23 protein-coding genes and 1 tRNA gene are annotated in these 23130 nt (G+C 40.7%); 20 read left to right on the forward strand and 4 right to left on the reverse strand.

Features of this window, described 5'->3' with window-relative positions:
• Positions 1-19 precede the first annotated feature (19 nt).
• The 6 genes from DW650_RS11110 to DW650_RS11135 all read left to right on the forward strand — a co-directional run bounded on the left by DW650_RS11110 (position 20) and on the right by DW650_RS11135 (position 4474).
• Positions 20-439 (forward strand): prepilin peptidase, encoded by a 420-nt coding sequence (locus DW650_RS11110; protein WP_117921675.1) that lies wholly within the window; start codon positions 20-22, stop codon positions 437-439.
• The gene (locus tag DW650_RS11115) at positions 436-639 is read left to right on the forward strand and encodes a hypothetical protein (protein WP_117921677.1); all 204 of its coding nucleotides are present in this window, start codon (positions 436-438) and stop codon (positions 637-639) included. The genes DW650_RS11110 and DW650_RS11115 overlap by 4 nt, the downstream gene beginning before the upstream one ends.
• Complete coding sequence (locus tag DW650_RS11120; RefSeq protein ID WP_243102938.1) at positions 636-1739, forward strand: DUF6382 domain-containing protein; 1104 nt, start codon at positions 636-638, stop codon at positions 1737-1739. The genes DW650_RS11115 and DW650_RS11120 overlap by 4 nt, the downstream gene beginning before the upstream one ends.
• 126 nt (positions 1740-1865) lie before the next feature.
• Positions 1866-2912 carry a rhomboid family intramembrane serine protease gene (locus DW650_RS11125; protein ID WP_118209935.1) on the forward strand — a complete coding sequence of 349 codons (1047 nt, stop codon included), beginning with the start codon at positions 1866-1868 and terminating at the stop codon, positions 2910-2912.
• Between the two features lie 64 nt (positions 2913-2976).
• Positions 2977-3972, forward strand: coding sequence for an SCP2 sterol-binding domain-containing protein (locus DW650_RS11130; protein WP_117921683.1), 996 nt, complete (start codon positions 2977-2979; stop codon positions 3970-3972).
• A gap of 85 nt (positions 3973-4057) precedes the next feature.
• Entirely contained in the window at positions 4058-4474 is a 417-nt protein-coding gene (locus DW650_RS11135) for an HIT family protein (RefSeq protein WP_117921721.1), read from the forward strand.
• A 97-nt stretch (positions 4475-4571) separates the two neighbouring features.
• On the opposite strand, the gene DW650_RS11140 is transcribed toward DW650_RS11135, so the two are convergent.
• Entirely contained in the window at positions 4572-5642 is a 1071-nt protein-coding gene (locus DW650_RS11140; protein ID WP_199654267.1) for an undecaprenyldiphospho-muramoylpentapeptide beta-N-acetylglucosaminyltransferase, read from the reverse strand.
• Between the two features lie 260 nt (positions 5643-5902).
• On the opposite strand from DW650_RS11140, the gene DW650_RS11145 reads away from it, so the two are divergent.
• The 8 genes from DW650_RS11145 (at position 5903) to DW650_RS11180 (ending at position 14578) form a co-directional block, all read left to right on the forward strand.
• Positions 5903-6223, forward strand: a complete 321-nt coding sequence (locus tag DW650_RS11145; RefSeq protein ID WP_117921686.1) for a hypothetical protein — start codon at positions 5903-5905, stop codon at positions 6221-6223.
• Between the two features lie 155 nt (positions 6224-6378).
• Positions 6379-7791: a cell wall hydrolase gene (locus DW650_RS11150; RefSeq protein ID WP_118209937.1), complete on the forward strand. Its 1413-nt coding sequence runs from the start codon at positions 6379-6381 to the stop codon at positions 7789-7791.
• A 332-nt stretch (positions 7792-8123) separates the two neighbouring features.
• The gene (locus DW650_RS11155) at positions 8124-9173 is read left to right on the forward strand and encodes a 3-deoxy-7-phosphoheptulonate synthase (protein ID WP_117921690.1); all 1050 of its coding nucleotides are present in this window, start codon (positions 8124-8126) and stop codon (positions 9171-9173) included.
• A gap of 5 nt (positions 9174-9178) precedes the next feature.
• Positions 9179-9850 (forward strand): response regulator transcription factor, encoded by a 672-nt coding sequence (locus DW650_RS11160; RefSeq protein WP_118209976.1) that lies wholly within the window; start codon positions 9179-9181, stop codon positions 9848-9850.
• Complete coding sequence (locus DW650_RS11165) at positions 9847-10890, forward strand: sensor histidine kinase (protein WP_118209938.1); 1044 nt, start codon at positions 9847-9849, stop codon at positions 10888-10890. Before DW650_RS11160 ends, DW650_RS11165 begins: the two co-directional genes overlap by 4 nt.
• Before the next feature lie 222 nt (positions 10891-11112).
• On the forward strand, positions 11113-11880 hold the full coding sequence (locus DW650_RS11170) for an ABC transporter ATP-binding protein (protein WP_118209939.1): 768 nt from the start codon (positions 11113-11115) through the stop codon (positions 11878-11880).
• A complete protein-coding gene (locus DW650_RS11175) occupies positions 11873-13912 on the forward strand; it encodes an ABC transporter permease (protein ID WP_118209940.1) in 2040 nt (679 codons plus the stop codon). The genes DW650_RS11170 and DW650_RS11175 overlap by 8 nt, the downstream gene beginning before the upstream one ends.
• Before the next feature lie 39 nt (positions 13913-13951).
• Positions 13952-14578: an HAD family hydrolase gene (locus DW650_RS11180; RefSeq protein WP_118209941.1), complete on the forward strand. Its 627-nt coding sequence runs from the start codon at positions 13952-13954 to the stop codon at positions 14576-14578.
• 51 nt (positions 14579-14629) lie between these two features.
• Here the strand turns inward: DW650_RS11180 and DW650_RS11185 are convergent.
• Positions 14630-14700: transfer RNA gene (locus tag DW650_RS11185), tRNA-Gly, on the reverse strand.
• Between the two features lie 107 nt (positions 14701-14807).
• On the opposite strand from DW650_RS11185, the gene DW650_RS11190 reads away from it, so the two are divergent.
• Positions 14808-15911, forward strand: a complete 1104-nt coding sequence (locus tag DW650_RS11190; protein WP_117920297.1) for a S66 family peptidase — start codon at positions 14808-14810, stop codon at positions 15909-15911.
• Positions 15912-15920: 9 nt separating this feature from the next.
• Here the strand turns inward: DW650_RS11190 and DW650_RS11195 are convergent, their stop codons facing one another.
• Complete coding sequence (locus DW650_RS11195) at positions 15921-16640, reverse strand: hypothetical protein (RefSeq protein WP_243102939.1); 720 nt, start codon at positions 16638-16640, stop codon at positions 15921-15923.
• A 136-nt stretch (positions 16641-16776) separates the two neighbouring features.
• Here DW650_RS11195 and DW650_RS11200 point away from each other — a divergent pair, with 136 nt between their 5' ends.
• The 3 genes from DW650_RS11200 (at position 16777) to DW650_RS11210 (ending at position 19130) form a co-directional block, all read left to right on the forward strand.
• Complete coding sequence (locus DW650_RS11200) at positions 16777-17250, forward strand: NfeD family protein (protein ID WP_117920293.1); 474 nt, start codon at positions 16777-16779, stop codon at positions 17248-17250.
• A gap of 66 nt (positions 17251-17316) precedes the next feature.
• Positions 17317-18168: a patatin-like phospholipase family protein gene (locus DW650_RS11205; protein ID WP_118209943.1), complete on the forward strand. Its 852-nt coding sequence runs from the start codon at positions 17317-17319 to the stop codon at positions 18166-18168.
• Between the two features lie 17 nt (positions 18169-18185).
• The gene (locus DW650_RS11210; RefSeq protein ID WP_199654261.1) at positions 18186-19130 is read left to right on the forward strand and encodes a D-2-hydroxyacid dehydrogenase; all 945 of its coding nucleotides are present in this window, start codon (positions 18186-18188) and stop codon (positions 19128-19130) included.
• Between the two features lie 147 nt (positions 19131-19277).
• On the opposite strand, the gene DW650_RS11215 is transcribed toward DW650_RS11210, so the two are convergent.
• On the reverse strand, positions 19278-20246 hold the full coding sequence (locus DW650_RS11215; protein WP_199654263.1) for a zinc dependent phospholipase C family protein: 969 nt from the start codon (positions 20244-20246) through the stop codon (positions 19278-19280).
• Positions 20247-20581: 335 nt separating this feature from the next.
• Here DW650_RS11215 and DW650_RS11220 point away from each other — a divergent pair, with 335 nt between their 5' ends.
• Positions 20582-21979, forward strand: coding sequence for a radical SAM protein (locus tag DW650_RS11220; protein ID WP_117920285.1), 1398 nt, complete (start codon positions 20582-20584; stop codon positions 21977-21979).
• A 91-nt stretch (positions 21980-22070) separates the two neighbouring features.
• The gene (locus DW650_RS11225; RefSeq protein ID WP_279216715.1) at positions 22071-23057 is read left to right on the forward strand and encodes a lysylphosphatidylglycerol synthase transmembrane domain-containing protein; all 987 of its coding nucleotides are present in this window, start codon (positions 22071-22073) and stop codon (positions 23055-23057) included.
• The last annotated feature ends 73 nt before the right edge of the window (positions 23058-23130 follow it).

Raw genomic sequence — 23130 nt, forward strand, 5'->3', positions numbered from 1 at the left:
ACAGGAGAGGTAGGGGAAAATGCTACAAAATACATTAATGCTGGGTATTTTTTCAATATCTGCATACCAGGATTATAAAAAAAGAAAAATAAATACATATTTTTTACTGACAGGAGGCATTATAGGGCTTTTACTTCATTTGTATAGCATGAAGTTAGATATAGTAGAGATTTTGTTTGGCATGGGAATTGGAGTTATGATCTTATTTTGGGGTTTTCTGTTAGGTGGGGGTGTTGGATTTGCAGATGGAATGATCCTGGTCGTTAGTGGTATATTCCTTGGATTTGAAAAAAATATGGAGGTATTTTTTGCCGGCTTATTTTTAATAGGAATAACGTCATTATTTTTATCGGTATTCAAAAAGAAAGGACGAACGTACAGGATTCCTTTTGCACCTTTTTTGCTGGTGGGTTATCTGTTCGTGATGGTAATGGGATGAAAGAATGGGAAGAAGCATCTATTACTATTGAGGCTGCAATCATTATGTCAATGGCGATGCTGTTATTTTTGATCGTCATGAAACTGGGATTGCAACTGTATGGTGAGACAAGAACACTTGCGGAAGATGTGATAAAGGAGGAAACTTTAAATGCACTAAAGTTATTTTATGAGATAGAAAGGGTGAAAGGATTATTTTGAGTATTCAGATTAGCTACTATAGAAATATTCATTCCAGCCATATGGTTTTAATGCCGGCATTGGAAGGAGAACAATGGGAAAAAGAAATGCTCTGGAGAAATACACCCAAAGGTCTGATATTACCAGAATGTAATAGTAAAAATGGGCAGTTACAGCTATGGTATGACATAACTGGAAAACAGGCGGTAGACATGTTGGCAGAATTATCAGATATTGGTCATGATATTTTTATGAAAATATGTGAATCTGTTGTTACAATGTCGGAGATACTCGATGGGTTGTTAATATCCCCTGATATATTGTTACTGCGACCGGAATGTATTTTTTTCGATAATCAGACCGGAAATATCAGCTTTTGCTGTTACTTTGGGAATGAAAAAGATATAGGAAAATCGTTTCATGAGCTGTTAGAGTATCTTCTGGCAAAATTAGATCATAAAAGTGCAGATGGGGTTCAAATGGCGTATGAGCTATTTGAATATACCAGAATGGAAGGGTACTGTATTGCAGAAATAAAAAGGATATTAAGGAAGTCCGAATATTTAGAGGATGTACTGGAAAAGATTCCGGATACAATGTGGCAGGAAGAGGAACAGGAAGAAGGAACATTACCTTTAGAAAATAAAAAAACAGGGTTTAGGCATTTATGGAGCGGAAAAAAACAGAATATGGTTGAAAAAATGCGAGATTTATTACGCGGGGTGAAAAAACAGGAAAAAAAATTGGAACCTTTTGTGTTTGAACCGGAACCAGAGATTGCCGTACATCAGCAGAATCCAACCGTTTTACTTTCTAATCTTCCCCAAAAGGAATATGGAATATTAAAATATGAGGGAAATGGTGCGTGCAGTGAGCTTTCAATAGATCATACTCCATATATTATAGGAAGTGAACCGGATTGTGACGGTGTGATACCAAGTGGAACCGTAAGCAGACATCATGCGAGGATTACCAGGAAAGGGGAGGTTTACTTTATAGAAGATCTGAATTCTTCCAATGGAACCATGGTAGGTGGGGAGTTGTTGAATTGCAGGGTAAAAATGAGTCTTCAGACGCAGGAAACAGTTATGTTTGCGGATGAGAAGTTTAGATTTATTTAAGAAAATAAAGAGGCATACATATTTGCAATCTTATTTTGCTACGTTATAATGAACTTTGACGAGTTCATATTATGTGCAGAAATCCTGCACAACAAACACGTTATAATCAAATCAGAGGGCAAATATATGAACAGAGAGATAGAACAGGTGATACTTGCACAAGGTTATCGATTTTGTACGGTGCAGCCGGAGAATGTCGGAGTATTTTATAAATATTATCAGCAGGGATTTCATGTTGTGATGATGATATCATTAGACGATACAAAAACTTTGACCATAGAACAGCATCAGGTAATGCAGGAACGAGTTATGGATCTTTTTTATCATCCGCAGGGCAGGCTTGCAGATTTCCCGGAAGGTTATCCGGTTTATCATGTGGAACTGCTTACACTGCTGGCTGGAAGAAATACGGATATGATGCATCAGTTATGCAGTGTACAAAAGAATGTATGGGGGTATGAGACGAAGCAGGGGAGACTGATAATTTATGAAAATCAGCCGGGAGATTTCTGGGGACTCAAAAGTGCATTGGAGAATTGCAGGGTTGATTCTAAAGTTACCCGAAATATAAATACCGGTTTTGAATGGAAGAAACTTTCTTATACGACAATAGCGATTGCCGCCATAAATGTGATCGTATATTTGATATTGGAAATTTTGGGAGATACGCAGGATCCGTTTTATATTGCATCACATGGTGGGATGTATCCGGAATTCCTACAGGTCAATCATCAGTGGTGGCGGATCATTACGGCGATGTTTATCCATTTCGGATTGCCGCACCTGGTAAATAATATGGTAATATTCTGCTGTGTTGGATCGAGACTTGAGAGGGCAGTCGGCCATTTAAAGATGCTTGTAATATATATGCTGTCAGGAATAGGTGGAGGAATATTGTCCTATTTTATGATGCTGTATAGTGGAGATTATGCTGTATCTGCAGGCGCATCAGGTGCAGTGTTTGGAATGATTGGCGGTCTGATCTGGGTAGTGATAAGACACCGGGGCAGATTTGAAGGTTTAACAGTAAAAGGGATGATGCTTATGGCAGCGTTAAGTTTGTATTATGGTTTTTCCACAATTGGAATTGATAACTGGTGTCATGTAGGTGGAATCCTTACCGGATTTCTTGCGGCAATGATTTTATACCACAAAAAAGTGGAAAATTGTTGATTATAAGAATAAAAGTTTATATACTGAAAACAGTATTTGGTGAACATGCAGGAAGAGGTAGAATATGAAAGTAAACATTTATTATGGTGGACGGGGATTGTTAGATGATCCTACATTATATGTGTTGAATAAAATGGAAGAAGTATTGCAGGAACTTCGCGTGACGGTGGAGCGTATTAATATCTATGAGCATAAAAACGAGATTGCCACGCTTCCGCAGACGATGAAAGATGCCGATGGTATCATTCTTGCAACAACTGTTGAGTGGCTTGGAATAGGTGGCTATATGCAGCAGTTTTTGGATGCCTGCTGGCTGTATGGCGATAAGGAAAAGATAAAAACAACCTATATGCAGCCAATTGTTATGTCTACGACATATGGAGAACGGGAAGGTGAACTGACATTAGAGAGTGCCTGGGAGATCTTAGGTGGTCAGCCATGTCCGGGACTTTGTGGTTACGTTGAGGATCTGGTTAGTTTTGAGATGAATAAAGATTATACCGTTTTAATAGAGAAGAAGGCGGAGAATCTTTACCGGACGATTTCACAGAAAGTAAAATGTCTTCCGACCAGCAATCAGGCGGTAAAGCAGACAATATTAAGAACTCCGCAGTTAGAACTTACACCACAGGAGAGCGAGCAGTTGTCAAAGTATGTGTCAGATGATACGTATGTGAAAAAGCAGAAGGAAGATATCGAAGAACTTGCAACAATGTTTAAGGGGATGCTTGGAAAGTCAGAAAAAGAAGATGAAGAGGCTTATATTGAGACATTCCGTGAACAGTTTGCTCCGCAGCCTGAATTTAAGGCACGATACCTGTTTATCATAGAAGGCAGAAAAAAGCCATTGTTTTTAGAAGTAAATGAAGGTGAACTTACAATTCACTATGGACAGGAAGAAAATATTGATGTCTATGCGAAATTAAAACCGGAAGTTATGGATGGTATCGTAGATGGAAGGATGACATTTCAGAGGGCATTCATGACAGGAGAAATGACGGCAAAAGGAAATTTTAAGATTCTGCGTATGTTAGATACCATGTTTAAGTTTACACATTGATATAGAAAATCTGCAGGATGTTGTAGTAAATATGTCGATTGCGCAAATAAAAAGGAGTGCAAATGCACAGAAAATGGAGGATAATATGAGAGACGAAAATTGTATTTTCTGTAAAATTATTGGAGGAGAAATTCCATCCAATACGATTTATGAGGATGATGAATTCAAAGTGATTCTGGATGCGAGTCCGGCATCAAAAGGACATGCATTGATCCTGCCAAAGGAACATTATGCAGATATTTATGAGATCGATGAAAAGACAGCAGGACATGCAATGCAGCTTGCGAAGAAACTTGCAAAACATATGACGGACGTTTTAAAGTGTGATGGATTTAATATTGTACAAAATAATCATGAAATTGCGGGACAGACGGTATTTCATTTTCATATGCATCTGATCCCACGTTATAAAAATGCAAAAAATAATGATATTCTGATCTGGGATCATGAGGAGTTTACACCAGAAGAAATGGCAGAGATCAGAGATTCTCTGAAGATGTAGGGAATGTTGCCGGAAAAGCAGCTTTCTAGCTTATAATCACAAAATGAAAGAGGAACAGATATTATAAAGTACATATCCGTTCCTCTTATATCAGAAATTATTTTTTAGATGCGTCTAAGATCAATCCGATGATCGTATCAATGGAATTACGGCTGTTGCTGTTTTCCATTGCCTTAATATATTCTTCCTTTTTCTGGAAAACATGTTCAATTGCTTCAAGAAGTGTCGTATTTGACAGATCTTTTTCCTCTAACACATAACTAAATCCCTGGGAACGAAATGAATTTGCATTCAGAATCTGATCTCCACGGCTGGCAGCGGCAGAAAGAGGAATTAAAATATTTGGTTTGCGCAGTGCCAGAAGTTCGCAGATTGCATTTGCACCTGCACGGGAAATAACAAGATCGGCAAGAGCAAACATATCGGAAAGCTCTTTGTTTGCGTATTCAAACTGTGCATATCCGGTCGTTTCGGTTAATGTCTCATCCAGATTGTCTTTTCCACAGAGATGAATAACATTGTAATTTTTCAGAAGTTCAGGAAGCAGACCACGGATCGCTGTATTTATTACACGGGAGCCTGAGCTTCCGCCAACGATGAGTATTGTCTGTTTACTGTGATCTTTAAAATGACAGAGTGAAAAAGCATGCTCAGCATCGCCTGTTAAAAGCTCCTGACGGATTGGGGAACCGGTCAGTACAGCTTTTTCTTTCGGAAGATAAGAAAGTGTTTCAGGAAAATTACAGCAAACTTTTGTTGCGCTTGGAATGGCAAGTTTATTTGCAAGTCCCGGAGTCAGATCTGACTCATGTATAATTGCAGGAACTTTACAGTGTTTTGCTGCTAAAACTACCGGAACAGAGACAAATCCGCCTTTGGAAAAAACTACATCTGGTTTTATCCTCTTTAAAAGCCGGATCGACTGTGTATACCCTTTTAATACTTTAAATGGATCTGAAAAATTCTTAGGATCAAAATAGCGTCTTAATTTTCCAGAAGAAATGCCATAGTAAGGAACACCCTGTTCCTCAATCAGCCGTTTTTCAATCCCTTCATATGAACCTATATAAGAAATTTCAAAACCTTCATTTCGCAAGGCTGGCATTAATGCGATGTTTGGTGTGACATGCCCTGCGGTACCGCCCCCGGTCATTACGATTTTTTTCATAGAATAATCCCTTTCCTGTAACATTTTGCACTTCCCTATTTATAATACCCTTATGCGTAAAAGTCAAGAAAAGACTTATAAAATAGAAAACAGCAGACAAAAGGGGCATAAAAAGCAGGCGGGTAAATGACTGAAAATGTCAAAAGTTGCGGTCAAAAAACAGTCAGAAGACCTTTTCAAACGGACTTGTTCTTTCTATAATTAATAAGAAAAAGGACAGTATGATCTATCGATAAGTCCGGAAAAGAGAGGTGGTATACATGGAACAGATAGGAATCTTTATAGCAGAATATGCAGAATGGCTTTATATAGGAAGCGGTATACTGATGCTGATCCTGCTGATTTATGTATTACACAGGATAAAAAAAGTGGAGCGGAAAAGCTTTTTGATGAACGAAGAAATCGAAAAAAAACTGCAGCAGATAGAAAATGATAGATGTGTGAAACAAACAGAGAAACAGGCAGAAAAGCAAATAGAAAGCAGGGCACAAAATACATTAGAAAAGGAAAAACAGGAAAGTGATCAGGATGCTGAGTCCGTGACAGTAATCCGTGATGTTATAGAGGAGGTTTTTTCTTAAAAAAGGAAGAAAATGTCAAACACTTGACATTTTAGTATTGCTTTGCTATAATCCCCATTGTAATAAATCCGTAATAATTGTAACAAAGATGAATAAAACGAAACAAAGGTGTAATACTATTTACATAAGATGGTAAACACTGATGGAGGTTTTCTATGAATTTAAGAAAAAGAGCAATCAGCGGAATCATGCTTGCCGGTTCTATGGTAGTGATGTGCGCGATTGCAGATGCAGCCAGTACAGTTTCAGCAGAAGCAGTAGCGGTTGTAGCAGACACAAGGACGGACTTAGCTACAGATGGGACAGCAGGTGTTGTTGCACAGTTAAATCAGGTAAGTACAGATGCAGTAGAGATGGCAGCAGCAGGAGTTGAGAACTCCCAGACGATACTTGTTGCTTCGGCAGATGAGGAAGCGCAGGTAGCAGAAGATACAGAAGAAGCATCAGCAGTACAGGAAGAAACAGTATCCGTAGAGAAATCTGCGCAGGCTGATTCTAAGGAAGATGAAACGACGCAGGAAGCTGATGCCGTAGAAGATGTGCAGAATGCAGATGTGGATAGTGAAACAGACACTGAGAATACAGTGGATGTAGAAAATACAAAAGATATAGAAAATACAAAAGAGACGGAAAATATAGAAGATACAGAAAATATTCAGAATACCGAAAATGCCGAGTGGCAGAATCGTCTGATGGCAGATGTTGATGAATTTTTATATGTCAGAGCATCTGGGGATGCGGATGCAGAGATTATCGGTAAATTATATAAAGGTGATGTGGCAGATGTCGTTGAGAATGGAGATACATGGACCCATGTCGTATCCGGCGATGTTGATGGATATGTAAACAACGATTATTGTGTATCCGGCGAGGATGCACTTGACTATGCACAGGAAAACGTTGAGACAGAGGCACAGGTTAATACGAATGGACTTCGTGTCAGAAATGCTGCATCGGAGGATGCATCTGTTATCACTGCTGTTTCAGAGGGAACAACATTGACAGTTGATACAGACGCTGAGACAGAGGATGGATGGGTTGCTGTTAAATATAAAGGACAGACTGCATATGTCAGTGCGGATTATGTTACCACAGAACTTGCACTTGGTGAGGCAGTTACGATAGAAGAAGAAAAGGCGGCATTAGCAAAGAAAGCTGAGGAAGAGGCAGCAGCAAAAGCAGCACAGACGAAAGAGACAACTACTGTGCAGAATGCTTCAGTTTCAGCATCTTATGATGATGTAACACTTCTTGCAGCACTGATCCAGTGTGAAGCAGGTAACGAACTTTACGAGGGACAGCTTGCAGTTGGAGCAGTTGTTATGAACAGACTTCGTTCAGGTGCATATCCATCAAGTATTTCCGGTGTTATTTACCAGAGCGGACAGTTCCCACCAGCAGGGCAGGGAATGGTTGCAAGCATTGCAGCAAACGGACCAAAGAGCAGCTGCGTACAGGCAGCACAGCAGGCATTAGGTGGTTCCGATAATACAGGCGGTGCAACCTGTTTTTCAAGAGCAAGTTCCGGACGCGCTGGTGTTGTGATCGGAAATCATGTATTTTACTAAGATATAGATATTTATTTTCAGGCAGGTATTTTAATGAGATACCTGCCCTTTTTAATTCATAGGAAATTACGTCCTATGAATTAAAAAGCCCTCCGGGCAGCTCATGAAAATCCCTAAAAGGGATTGACAGATCAGAGAGAACACAGTATTATTTAAAGGAACTTCATACTGCAATGCTTTAAAGCGAAAAAGAAAAAGCGGCATGAAAAACAGATTGCAAGTTTTACGGGCAAAACTAATGTGAAAAAAGCAGTGCGCAGATAACAAAGAAGTCCTGTGAGGATAACAGTGACATAAAAGAAGATAGAGAAGGCGCAGAAACGGAGGATAATATGGAAATGGAAATGGAGTTCTTACGGAAACTTCCGACACCGGCAGAGCTGAAGGAAGAGTATCCGGTAAGTGCACAGGTCGTTGCTACGAAAGCAGAGCGTGATGATGAGATCCGCGCAATATTTGAGGGAAAAGAAGATAAATTGATTCTGGTGATCGGACCGTGCTCCGCAGACAATGAGGATGCGGTAATTGATTATATATCAAGACTTCGTAAAGTGCAGGACAAAGTTGCTGATAAGATTTTTATGATTCCGCGTATTTATACCAATAAACCAAGAACAATTGGAATCGGTTATAAAGGTATGCTGCATCAGCCGGATCCGGAGAAAGAGACTGATATGTTAAAAGGAATCATAGCCATCCGCCAGATGCATAAACGTGCAGTGGAGGAGACAGGATTTACCTGTGCGGATGAGATGTTATATCCGGAAAATCACAGATATTTATCAGATCTGCTTTCTTATGTAGCAGTAGGTGCACGTTCTGTGGAAAACCAGCAGCACAGACTGACAGCAAGTGGTGTGGGGATACCGGTAGGTATGAAGAATCCGACAGGCGGTGATATTGCTGTTATGATGAATTCCATCATTGCGGCACAGAACAGCCATACATTCTTATACCGTGGCTGGGAGGTAAAAACGCAGGGTAATCCATATACACATGCTATTTTAAGAGGTTATGTAGATAAATTTGGAAGAAATATCCCGAATTATCATTATGAAGATCTGCAGAACCTGTTAGAGCATTATGAGGATGCAAACTCATCCAGCAATCCGCTTGCCAATCCGGCAGTGATTGTTGATGCCAACCATTCTAATTCCGGCAAGAAATTTGAGGAGCAGATCAGAATCAGTAAGGATGTACTGCACAGTTGTAAGATGTCTGCTGATATTCATAAACTTGTCAAGGGACTTATGATTGAGAGTTATATAGAGGATGGAAATCAGAAAGTCGGCGGGCACTGCTATGGAAAGTCAATTACAGATCCTTGCCTTGGCTGGGAGAAAACAGAAAAACTCATTTATGAACTGGCAGAACTGTGGTAAAAAATATGTATCGGATTTTGATCGTAGAAGATGATGAAAGTATAGCACGAAGTGTAAAGACCCATCTGGAAAGCTGGAATTATGAAGTATGCTGTGCCGAAGATTTTTCAAATGTGACCGGCACATTTGCGGCATTTGATCCACAGCTTGTTCTGATGGATATCAAACTTCCCTTTTTTAATGGCTATCACTGGTGCAGTGAGATCCGTAAAGTTTCAAAAGTACCTGTTATTTTTGTATCGTCCGCATCGGATAATATGAATATTGTGATGGCGGTCAGTATGGGTGGAGATGATTTTATTGCAAAACCATTTGACCTTGAAGTGTTGACGGCAAAGGTGCAGGCGATGCTTCGGAGAACTTATGATTTTACCGGGCAGAGTGCTGTTTTAGAGCATAAGGGAGCTATGCTGAATCTGACAGAGGCAGCATTGTTTTATGAACAGAAAAAAATAGAATTGACCAAAAATGAATTTAAGATTTTACAGGTGCTTATGGAAAATAAGCAGAAAGTCGTTTCAAGAGATACTCTGATGGTAAAATTGTGGGAGAGTGACAGTTTTGTGGATGAAAATACACTTTCTGTTAATGTCAACCGGTTACGGAAAAAGTTAGAATCTGTTGGACTTTATGATTTTATTGTAACGAGAAAAGGAATCGGGTATCAGATCGGATGAGAGGTATTATTGCTTATATAAAAAGAAGTATTGGCTGGCTGTGCATTGTCATTGTGTGTGAAGTGATCATGATCGCAACGATGATGCTCAATGAAATAGCATTTGCAGAGATCCTCTATGGGATATTTATCTCGTTATTTTTATTGCTGATCCTTCTGGTCTTTGATGCAGCAAGGTATTACAGGCATTATCAGAAAATAAAAGAATTGGAACATAGCATCATGCTTTCCACAGATGGAATGCCGGAAACTGCAGATCTGCTGGAAAATGAGTATCAGAAGCTGCTTCGGATACTGGCAGATGAATATACAGGACTGCAGAGTCAGGCGGCTGCCAGACAGAAAGATATGCAGGAATATTATGCCATGTGGGTGCATCAGGTCAAGACGCCGATCGCTGCGCTGCGTCTTCTGCTTCAGAATAAAAATGAAGATGGAAAGATGACAGAGGAACTTTCCGAACTGTTTGATGTTGAACAGTATGTGGAAATGGCATTGCAGTATCAGCGTCTCGATTCAGAAACAACGGATTTCGTATTTGAAGAGACCGATCTGGATGAGATCATACGGGGGGCTGTAAAAAAATATGCAAGACAGTTTATTGCAAAAAAAATCAGTCTATGTTATGAACCGGTTGAAACAAGCGTAGTTACGGATAAAAAATGGCTTTCATTTGTTATAGAACAGGTAATATCAAATGCAGTTAAATACACAAAGACAGGAAGCATTAAGATTTATCTGGAAGATGGAGATGGAACCATGTCGGTGACTTTGCCTGAAATCTCCCATGCAAAAAAGACAGAAATGGGAAACGGCAGTACAAGTTCGGTTTGCCTTGTCATCGAAGATACCGGAATCGGAATCCGTGCAGAAGATCTGCCCCGTATCTGTGAGATGGGATATACCGGATGTAATGGACATGAAGGGCAGCATTCGAGCGGAATCGGTCTGTATCTGTGCAGCCGTATTTTGAAAAAACTGGGACATACATTTGCGATCACATCAAAAGAGGGTGTTGGGACAGTCGTAAAAATCGGTTAAAACTATTATTTCAAAAAATAAAGCAGTATCATATAACAGAAAATGCAATCTTACGATAATGTAAGATACAGCAGGGAAATGTAAGCTGATTCGATAGCTTGCATTTCCCTCTTTTGTTATACTTGATACAGTCCTTAAGGAAATGAAGCAAGACTGCTGTGATAAAAATAATGATGACTGCAGGAACAATCTGAGCATAGAAAAGACAGGGAGGAGTCTGAAATGGCACTTTTAGAGGTAAACAATTTAAAGAAAATATATACTACGCGGTTTGGAGGAAACCAGGTAGAGGCATTGAAATCCATGAATTTTTCTGTGGAAGAAGGAGAGTATGTGGCGATCATGGGAGAGTCCGGATCAGGGAAAACAACACTTCTTAACATTCTTGCCGCACTGGATAAACCGACTGCAGGAGAGGTCCTTTTGAATGGAAAAAATATCGTAACGCTTCGCGAAAAAGAAATCTCTGCATTCAGAAGGGATCATCTTGGATTTGTATTTCAGGATTTTAATTTATTAGATCAATTCTGCCTGAAAGATAACATTCTGCTTCCACTGGTACTTGCAGGAGTAAAACCGGAGCAGATGGAGCCGAAAGCATACCCTCTTGCAAAAAAACTTGGGATTGAAGAACTTTTGGAAAAATATCCATATGAGATTTCCGGCGGGCAAAAACAGCGCGTGGCAGTTGCACGTGCACTTATCACAGATCCGCAGCTGATCTTAGCGGATGAACCGACCGGGGCACTTGATTCAAAAGCGACAGACAGTATTCTGTCATTGTTTAATCAGATCAATGAGGACGGACAAACGATCCTTATGGTGACACACAGCATCAAAGCGGCAAGTCATGCGAAACGTGTGCTGTTTATTAAAGATGGGGAAGTATTTCATCAGTTGTACAGGGGAGATATGAGTATCGAAGAACTTTATGCGAAAATATCTGATACACTCACAATTTTAACGACAGGTGGTGAGTGTCATGAATAGACTTTATCTGAGGCTTGCATGGAGCAATCTGAAAAACAGCAGACAGTTTTATCTGCCGTATGTGATCGCTGGGATGCTGTCAGCCATGATGTTCTATACGATGTGTGCGATCCAGGGAAATGATGGACTTTCGAAAATGCGCGGGGGCAGCAGTGTCCAGATAGTTCTATATTTTGGTGTGGTCGTTGTCGGTGTGTTTGTCAGCATCTTTTTATTTTATACGAACAGTTTCATTATGAAACGCAGAAAAAAAGAACTTGGAGTTTATAATATTCTTGGTATGGAAAAAATCCACGTTGCCAAAATTATGGCGTGGGAAACAGTATTTTCCTTTTTGATCGCAGTTGGCGGAGGTCTGATAACTGGAATCGTATTTCAAAAATTACTTACCATGTTTTTATACCGGCTGACCGGTCTTGAGGCGGCGATTCCATTTTATATTTCAGGATGGGGATGCCTTCATACCGCTGAGATGTTTGGTGCTATTTATGTGTGTATCCTTCTTTATAACCTGATGCAGATCCGGCTTTCGAATCCGGTAGAACTGCTTCACAGCGGAAACACCGGAGAACGTGAACCAAAAACAAAAATCATTCAGGCGGTTCTTGGAATTTTATGTATTGTAACCGGTTATTATATCGCGATTACAACGGATAATCCGGTAAAAGCGGTCAGTCTTTTTTTTGTGGCGGTTATGTTAGTTATTGTCGGAACCTATTTCCTTTTTAATGCCGGCAGTATTGCATTTTTAAAATTGCTGCGGAAAAATAAACGTTATTATTATCAGACCAGACATTTTACAACGGTTTCCGGCATGATCTACCGGATGAAGCAGAATGCAGTGGGACTTGCCAATATCTGTATTTTATCTACAATGGTACTTGTTGTGATCTCGATGACAGTGTGTATGTATGCAGGAATCGAAGATGAGTTGAAAACACAGTATCCGGCAGAGCTTGAACTGATATTTTATGATCCGGATGGACAGCAGGATGCACAGACATTTAACCGGATGGCAGATGAAATTGAGCGTGTGATAAAAGAGAATGGAAGAGTTATCACAGGAAAACAGAAAGGAAGCTATGTAGGAACTGCGGTGGCGATGACCGGAAATAAAATTACGGCACTGGATCGATCTGCTATGGATTTTTCTAATATGTATGTACTGGAGATTATGACAAAAGACGGCTTTGAGGAATATATGCAGGAAACGATCCCGGATATACCGGATGGAAGTGTGGCAGTGATGATGGATTCTGTATATGAGCAGGATACGATCGTAATGGGAAATACAGAGTATCCTGTGGAACAGTCCATGAAATTTCCAATAAGAGATGCAGTGTCAGAATTTGTGGGTGGTTCGGTTATCCTTATCGTAAAAGACGAAAACGCGTTGGAGAATATGCGAAAGCAGCTTGCGGCTATGGAGACAGAAGCATATGGGGAAGAGCGGACTGTGGATCTTACTTATGTGATGAACTTTGACATGAGCGGAACAGGAGAAGAAAAAATCGCCTGCGCCAATGCTGTGCGGGAGCGTGTCAGTGAATGGCAGAATGATGAGACGAATCCTAAGACCATGCGATTGGACTGCAATGTAATATCGAGAGCAGAGGGACATATTGATTATGAGACGAGCAATGGCGGATTACTTTTCCTGGGGCTGTTTTTAGGAAGCATGTTTTTAATGATCACAGTACTTATTATTTACTATAAACAGATATCAGAGGGCTATGAGGATAAAGAACGGTTTGCCATTATGGAAAAAGTCGGAATGAGCAACGAAGAGGTAAAAGCGACGATCCGTTCCCAGGTGCGTATGGTATTTTTCCTGCCACTTGCTACGGCGGCATGCCATCTTGCAGCCGCATATCCGATGCTGAAAAAACTGCTTGCTCTGGTGTCATTGTATAATGGAACTTTATTTGCATGGTGCTTAGCCGGTACGGTGCTGGTATTTGGTCTGATCTATCTGGCAGTTTTTATAATTACATCAAAAAGTTATTACAAAATTGTGGGAAATCAGGTATAACTTATAAGTAAGAGAAAATTACAGAAAATGAGGATGATCATGAAACAGGTAAAAAATATCATATTTGATGTGGGAGATGTCCTGCTTTCTTACCGGTGGAAATATATGCTGATGGATTACGGATTCACAGAGGAAGAGGCAGTGCGTATTGGAACGGAAATGTTTGATGATCCGGAAGGATTGTGGGGACTGCTTGATCTTGGGACAGTTTCACAGCAGGAGATCATTGAACGTTATTGTAAAAAATATCCAAAGGATGAAAAAGTGATCCGCTGGTTTATCGGACATGGAGAGTATATGCCTGTGGCAAGGCCGAAAGTCTGGGCACTTGTGCACAAACTTAAAGAACAGGGATATAAAGTGTATCTGTTATCGAATTATTCAGAGGAATTATTTAAAAAGCACACAGAATATGCAGATTTCATGAATGATATTGATGGACTGATCGTTTCCTATATGATTCACAAGGCAAAACCGGACCGTGCAATTTATGAGGCACTCTGTGAAAAATACAGATTAGAACCATCAGAATGTCTGTTTTTTGATGACCGTCTGGAAAATGTGCAGGCAGCAGTAAACTACGGCATGCAGGCAAAGCAGGTGTTGTCAAAAGAGGGACTTGTGGAGGATCTGGAAAAAATAGTACAGGGATGTGAGATCTTTTAGTATCAAAAAAGCTGTGAAATGCATGAAATAAGCACTTCACAGCTTTTATTAAGCAGACAACGGGAATCGAACCCGCCTCCTCAGCTTGGGAAGCTGATATACTACCGATGTACTATGTCTGCCCATAATGAAATAACTACTAATTATTATAGCAAAACGAAAAAAGATTGCAACCGTTTTTTCGGCGGTGTAAACTGAGAAAAAAGAAATTGGAGGATACGATAACAATATGAAATATCCAGAATTTTTACCGGAAAACGGAACGATCGGCTTTGTGGCACCGTCTTTTGGATGCAGCATAGAGCCGTATTATACAGCATTTTTGAATGCGCAGAAAAAATTTGCCGAAATGGGGCATAAATCAGATCTTGGACCAAACTGTTATGCATCAGATGGAATCGGTATCAGCAATACACCGGAGGCATGCGGGGCGGAGCTGACCGAATATTACTGCAGTGATAAAAATGATATTTTAATCTCCTGCGGCGGTGGAGAGCTGATGTGTGAGATTTTAGATAAGGTTGATTTTGACAAGATCAGGAAGGCAAAACCAAAGTGGTATATGGGATTTTCAGACAATACCAATATGACATTCCTGCTTACGACATTGTGTGATACTGCATCGGTGTACGGACCGTGTGCGGCAGCTTTTGGCATGGAGCCATGGCATGAAAATCTGTGGGATGCTTATCATCTTTTGCGCGGACAGCAAAACAGTGTACATGGTTACGCATTGTGGGAAAAAGACAGCAAAAAAGACGAGGAGCATCCGCTTGAAGCGTATAATGTGACAGAAGAGAAGAGACTTATGGTATATCTGCCACAGGAACAGAATTTGGAACATAATGCTGCACAGACGGGCGGCAAATCAAAAATCGAGGTGCATCCTGCAGAAAATCTGCAGAAGAAGATAAACATGCAGGGAAGACTGCTTGGTGGCTGTATGGACTGTCTGGTCAATCTGCTCGGAACAGAATTTGATAAGGTAAAGGAATTTACAGAGAAATATCAGGATGATGGGATCATCTGGTTTTTGGAATCTTGTGATCTGAACGTGATGTCTATCCGCAGAGCGGTCTGGCAGATGAAACATGCCGGATGGTTTTCGCATGTAAAGGGATTTCTGATCGGAAGACCGGCGGTATTTGGACAGGAAATGATGGGATTAGACCAGTATCATGCAGTTACAGATCTGCTTGCGGAATATCAGGTACCGGTCATTATGGATGCAGATATCGGACATATTCCACCAATGATGCCGCTTGTCTGCGGCAGTTATGCAGATGTCAGCATCATTGGAAATCAGTTAAATGTAAATATGACGTGGAAATAAAAAGAATCGTTATAATATGACATTTACATTTTTGCCTATGCCTGTGTTCAGTAATGTATTCAGATCAGCAGTTACCGATGTGACAGATGCAATATTCAGAGCATTTGTGGCAGTCGTATCGGTATCTGCGGAGCTGGTGTTATCTGTGGAAACAGAAGATGATGCCTGATTTCTGGCATTGCGCTTTGCAAGTGCATCATTGTATTCGATCTGTGTCAGGATATTGCTTCTGTTTTCAAGGCGTCTGGCATAGGAATTAACACGCTGCATATATTCGGAATCTGAGGAAAACAGAGATTCAAACTTTGAAATATCGGCAGAGCCAAAAAGGGAGCTGCGGGATTCAAGTGTTCCGTTATCTTTTACGGTAATACCGATCTTATCGAGCTGGTCAGCGTATTCAGCGGTAATATTTTTCAGACTTTTCTGTGTGTTTTTGATGGTACGGTCGTCTGAATTACCGGAAGAATTAAGCATATTATTATAAGTGCTGATAAATGCGGAAACATTGTTTCTTATATTTGCAGCGTTATCGTCATCATATGTAAATGAGCCAAGGGAACGTACTGCACGGCGCAGTGCATGTGCATCGGCACCTGTTAGTGTGGAGTTGGACAGGTTGCTGCGTGAAGTAGTGGTACGTGCATCAGCATTTGAAGCATAAAAACGGCGCATATAATAAGACGTACCAAGTGTTGTTCCGGCTCCGACATAAGCGGTATTGGACATAGGACAGCCCTCCTTAAAAATCATCTGATATATGTTTCGGTCGAAAAGCGTAGATAATTAACCGTGGCATTGAAAAATTATTTGCGATATACTACTATAGAAACAGCAGAAATTTTATGACAGGAGGAAGAAAATTATGGAGATAATGGTTTGGCTGGCATTGATCGTATTTTTTGTGGTATTAGAGATCGCTACCGTTGGACTGACTTCAATCTGGCTGGCAGGAGGAAGCCTTGCAGGATTAATCTGTGCAGCATTTGGAATGGGGATTGTGGGACAGATCATCGTATTTGCAGTGGTATCATTTGTACTGCTTTATTTTACAAGACCATGGGCACTGAAATATTTGAAACCGCATCTGGTCAGGACAAATTATGAGGAGGCAGTCGGGAAAAATGTCTGTGTTACGGAACAGATCAATAATGTAAAAGGAACCGGAACGGCTGTTATGAATGGACTGGAATGGACTGCCCGTTCGGTGGATGATGACAAAATCTTTGAACCGGGAGAGATCGTTACGGTAAAAGAAATCAAAGGTGTCACTCTCTATGTGACGGAGAGTAATGAGATGCCTAAAATGCAGAAAAGTGAAAAAAAAGAGGAATTATAAACATAGAAATAGAAAATGGACAGGATGATAAAGACCTGTTGCCTGGGACATAGAATGGAGACAGAAATGAAACTTGGAATGGTATTTGAAGGTGGTGCAAACCGCACCGTTTTTTCCTGCGGAGTAATGGATAAATTTTTAGAAGAAGATATTATGCCGGATTATTATATCGGTGTTTCCGCAGGAATGGCGTATGGATTGTCATATCTTTCAGGGCAGAAAGGGCGCAATCTTGAACTGATGGAAAAATATATGGCAGATAAGCGCTATATGGGAATGCGCCATCTGTTAAACCGCAAGGAACATGCGTATTACAATACAAAATTTGTATTTGAGGAAGTACCAAATGAACTGCTTCCTTTTGATTATGATGCGCTGGCACGTTTTCCGGGAGAGATTGAGGCAGCAGTCACAAATATTCATACAGGCAAAGCAGAATATATGGAAGTGCCGCGTGGAAAAGATATGAGAGATCTTCTGGTTGCGACCTGCTCACTGCCGATCCTGTTCCAGCCGGTAAAACTCGGCAGACATTATTATTTAGACGGTGGACTTGCAGATTCCATTCCGTATGAGCATGCCTTAGAAAAAGGATGTGAGAAAATCGTTGTGGTTCTTACGAGAGAACGCGGATATGTAAAGAAAAAAGAAAAAGCTGCGGGAGTCATGAACCGTCTGTATCAGCGTTATCCGAAAATTGTGGAAGATATGAAACTGCGTGCGGAGCGTTATAACGCCTCCATGGAGAAACTGATGCAGCTGGAAAAAGAGGGAAAAGTATTTGTGATCGCTCCGGAATCGACTTATGGAGTCGGCAGGACGGAGACAGATACCGTAAAGTTACGCAGACTTTATGATGAAGGATACCGTATTGCTACGGAACAGACAGACGCCCTTTGCGCCTATCTGAATAAATAATGCAAAGGAGAAAAAAGATGAACATTGTATTTCTGGACGCAAAGACGATCGGGGAAGACATTGATCTCTCCGGATATGACAGACTTGGAACTGTTGTAAAATATGGATTTTCCACAGCCGAGGAGGCAAGAGAGCGCACAAAAGATGCGGATGTGGTAATTGTGAATAAAGTGCAGATCAATGAGGCGTCGATCGGTGAGGCAGAACATTTAAAACTGGTCTGTGTCACCGCAACCGGAACAAACAATCTGGATAAGACATATCTGGATGAACATGGCATTGCATGGAGAAATGTTGCCGGATATTCCACGGAAACTGTAGCGCAGCACACATTTGCCCTGTTATTTTATCTCTGGGAAAAATTAAGATACTATGATGATTATGTCAAATCAGAAAAATATGTCGGAGATATCACATTTACTCATTTTGACAACGTATTCCATGACTTGAATGGCAAGACATGGGGAATCATCGGACTTGGCGCGATCGGACGCAGAGTTGCGGATATTGCAAAAATGTTTGGCTGTCATGTGATCTATTATTCCACGACCGGAAAGAATAACCAGCCGGGGTATGAGCGTGTAGAGTTTGAGGAACTGCTTGCAAAATCAGATATTATATCGGTACATGCACCGCTGACGGAACAGACAGAGGGATTAATGAATGCAGCGGCATTTTCAAAAATGAAACCATCTGCTATCTTCTTAAATCTTGGAAGGGGACCGATCGTGGTTGAGAAAGATCTTGCAGATGCACTGGAAAATAAAACGATCGCAGGAGCAGGACTTGACGTGCTTACCGTAGAGCCGATGAGTGCAGAAAATCCATTAAAACGGATCAAAGACAGTAACCGCCTGATTATCACACCTCATATTGCATGGGCAAGCCTTGAGGCACGTACCAGACTGATGAAGATCATTGAAGGTCAGATCCGTGATTTCTTCGGTGAAGATAATAAATAAAAGAAAAGGTACGATTTGTGAACCATCAGTTGTCATGAATAAAAATACCGCGCAGATCTGCGCGGTATTTTTATTCAAAGATTTTGTCAGCTCCGAAAGACTTTTAAAAATTGAACTGGAAAATTGCACGGTCACTACTTCTGGCATTCAGCTTGGAATCGTTGAACTTAATCCGCTGTGGAAAGAAAGATTTCCATATTCTTCTAAGAATTTCTGTATGACGGCATCCTGCTTTGCTGAATCGGCACCGGCATGAAGTGCAGTGTGCAGTGAGAGGATGCGGGACAGATACAGTTTTTTGGATCGGTTATATAAATCAAAGAAGCTCTCATGGGAAATAAGGGAAGAATCCCATGGGTTTGTCCATTTCGCATGTCTCAGATTGAATGGATCTGTGCGGAAAAATAAAGTGTCACTTGGAATCAGCGGTGAAAATAAAGGATATCCGAGACAGATCCGTTCGGTCAGCCGGACAATGGCTTTTTTCTTACCGGAGTCGTCGTGCATGAGCCACAGACCAAACTGCATGGAAAAAATGGCAAGATACATGGTGTATTTGCGGAATTTGACATCCGGGAAAGCATAACGGTAAGCGTAATAGAGCATACTTGCAATAACATACTTCTGGCGGTGTGTCAGCCGGATCGTGTCCTCCGGATGGAAATTACATGGCTGACGGTGCAGTTTCATGTCGAGCAGTGCAGTATCAATATCCGTTTCCAGATAGGCATGCCTTGAAAAATATGCTTTTTCCTTTTTATCTTTAAAATGCGTCATAGCATAAATATATGGATGACATATCGTATCTAAGGTATAGTGTCCGAGAAAACCCATCAGGTAGGCTTCTGCGATATTAAGATCTGTGCAGGACGAAAACCGGCTGCGACTTTCAATCAGACCCTGGAAAAAAGCACCGGTTTCGCGGACATGGGCAAGTGCACCAATATTATGACCTTCCAGTACATAAGAAGGAAGGTAATAAAAGAAAATATCAGGTCCCTGAAGTCCAAGACCATAAGCAGCACGATTATAATAAAGATTCTTTTTTAAAGAATTATTTTTCAGGTTATGATAAACCTCTCTTCCGAATATATAATGGGTAACATATCCAGGCATGATCAAAAATCTCCTTTCCATGAAATAAACCACCGTTATTATAACCAGTTTGGAAAGAACTGTTAAGCATAGCCGGAAAGATTTAAGAAAAAAGTAATAATCGTTGATTGACAAATTCATTTAAAATAATATAATGTTACGTAGTTATTAATACTATGTAATGTAGTATCAATGCTATGCAAATATTGTCTGATGTAGTCGGAAAATAGACAAAATTGCAAATTTGTATATTAGATGGCTACATTGAAAAGTCATTGCATATTTAAAAAAGAGTGTATTTTTTTTATACTTGCTTCTAGTAAAAGAATGTGAAAAAAATAACGGAGGTCGGAGTTATGGCAAATTTAGCACTGACAGTAGAGAGAAAAGCATTCAGCGTCGCAATCGATGCTGCACTGAAAAGTTTGAACAAGGATCGTGAGAAAGGATTATTACAGATCGTAGATCTTACAGAGAAATTTATGGGAGATAACTTTCGTAAAGAGGCTTATGATGGTGTAAGAAAAATGATCCAGAATCCGGATCACAAATGGATGCGTTATGTAAACCGTCTGTTAGATGAGACAGATCCGCATGTTGCGAAGATGACGGCATTAAACCTTGGATTTCAGGCTGCATTTTATGGAACAAAGACTATCCGTAAAATGAGAGAGGTTCATGGCTGCAATATTCCATGGCTGATCTTAATGGATCCGACAAGTGCATGTAACCTTCACTGTACCGGATGCTGGGCAGCTGAGTACGGTAATAAATTAAATCTTTCCTTTGATGAACTTGACAGCATCGTAACACAGGGAAAAGAACTTGGTATTTATTTTTACATGATGACCGGTGGAGAGCCGCTGGTTCGTAAAGCCGATATCATCAAACTTTGTGAGAAACACAATGATTGTGCATTCCACTGCTATACAAACGGTACGCTCGTAGATCAGAAACTCTGCGATGATATGAAACGTGTCGGCAACCTTTCCTTATCCATCAGCCTTGAGGGATTTGAGGATGCGAACGATTTCCGCCGTGGAGAGGGTGTATATGATAAAGTTCTTCATGCAATGGATCTTTTACATGAGAACGGATTGATTTTCGGAAACAGTGTATGCTATACTAGCAAAAACATGGATGCTGTTACATCTGACGAGTTCTTTGATCTTTTGATCGAGCATGGAAGCCGTTTCGCATGGTATTTCCATCTGATGCCGGTAGGTATGAAGGCAGCTCCGGATCTGATGCCGACCAAAGAACAGCGTGAATACATCTATCACAGAATCCGTGAGGTTCGTGCGATGGAAGGTGGTAAAGAGATCTTTGTTATGGACTTTCAGAATGATGGAGAGTTCGTAGGCGGATGTATCGCAGGAGGAAGAAACTACTGCCACATCAACCCGAAGGGTGACGTGGAGCCTTGTGTATTTATTCATTACTCCGGTGCAAATATCCGTGAGAAATCACTGTTAGAGTGCTTAAAACAGCCGTTATTCATGGCATACAGAGATAACCAGCCGTTCAATGAGAATATGCTTCGTCCATGCCCGATGCTTGAGAATCCTGAGATCTTACAGCGTATGGTACATGAAACAGGTGCACACTCCACAGATGTTGAGGAGGCAGAGCCGGTAGAACATTTATGTGGAAAATGTGAGGCATATGCATGTGAATGGAAAGAGACTGCAGACAGACTCTGGAAGGAGCATCCATACAAACAAAAAGGCTACACCAATTTCAAAAAGAAATAAGTTTTGTTCACAGTTGCAGTGTGAGCAGCAATAATAAGGGGCGATTGTTATCAATAAAATACAAAAGCAGCTTTTAAAATGGGGACTGGTTCTGGCAGTCATTGGTATTATCGTGTATACTTTCCGTGATTCGGCAGGACCGATTTTAGAACAGCTTACGAAAACATCACCAGCCGTTGTCATTGGCATTTGTCTGATGGCAGCGGTATATCAGATCATAGAAGGCATTATCACGACCGTGCTCGCAAAGCAGTATCGGTCGTCTTTTGCATATAAAAATGGTATTACGAATGCGTTCCTTTGTTCTTTTTACCGGGTGGCAACGTTAGGAAGCGGTTCCGGAGTTGCAGCGATCATTTATCTGGGTGAGCATGGAATTGAATATGGCGGGGGATTTGGACTGTATATGATACAGTATGCGCTCCACAAAATAAGCATTGCATTGTTTTCTGCAATCTTTTTTGTGATGAACTGGGAATTTATGAGAAACTGGTTTGGTGATTATGCGGGACTTTTAGCTGCCGGATATGTGCTTACACTGGTGATCACACTTGGGTTGTTTTTATTCTGCTGTTCGAACCGGTTTCATCATCTGATCTGCCGGCTGCTTGACTTCGCAAATCAGAAATTTCATGGAAAATTTGAAATAATGGCAGAAGAGATCAAAAGGCAGTGCATGATGCTTGAGGATGCTTCGAACCATCTGATGAAAAACAAAAAAGTTACCACAGAGGTGATCTTTCTTTGCCTGTTGAAATGCTGTTTCTGGTACGGAATACCGTATCTTCTTTTTAAAGGTGTCCGGTTTCAGGAAAATCCTGCACTGACTCTGGCGCAGGTGCTTGCGATCACGTCACTGTCTGTCATGCTTGCGGCAGTGATTCCATCACCGGCAGGAATCGGATCGACAGAATTTGTTTTTACCAGCCTGTTTGCAGGGATCGTCGGGACAGGTATGGCGGGATCAGCGTCACTTCTGTACCGTTTTGGCACATTTGTATTTCCATTTTTAGTGGGTACAGTTGTTGTGATTGTAAGGCATATCCGCAGGAAGAGAGCTTCTGAAGATCTCATCTGAAAAGATTAGTTGTAATCTCAAAGTAAATATAGTAATATGAATAAAGGCACAAAACAGATAGTATACTGTATTT

The sequence above is a fragment of the Roseburia sp. AM23-20 genome (assembly GCF_003470905.1).
Classification (GTDB): Bacteria; Bacillota; Clostridia; order Lachnospirales; family Lachnospiraceae; genus Roseburia; species Roseburia rectibacter.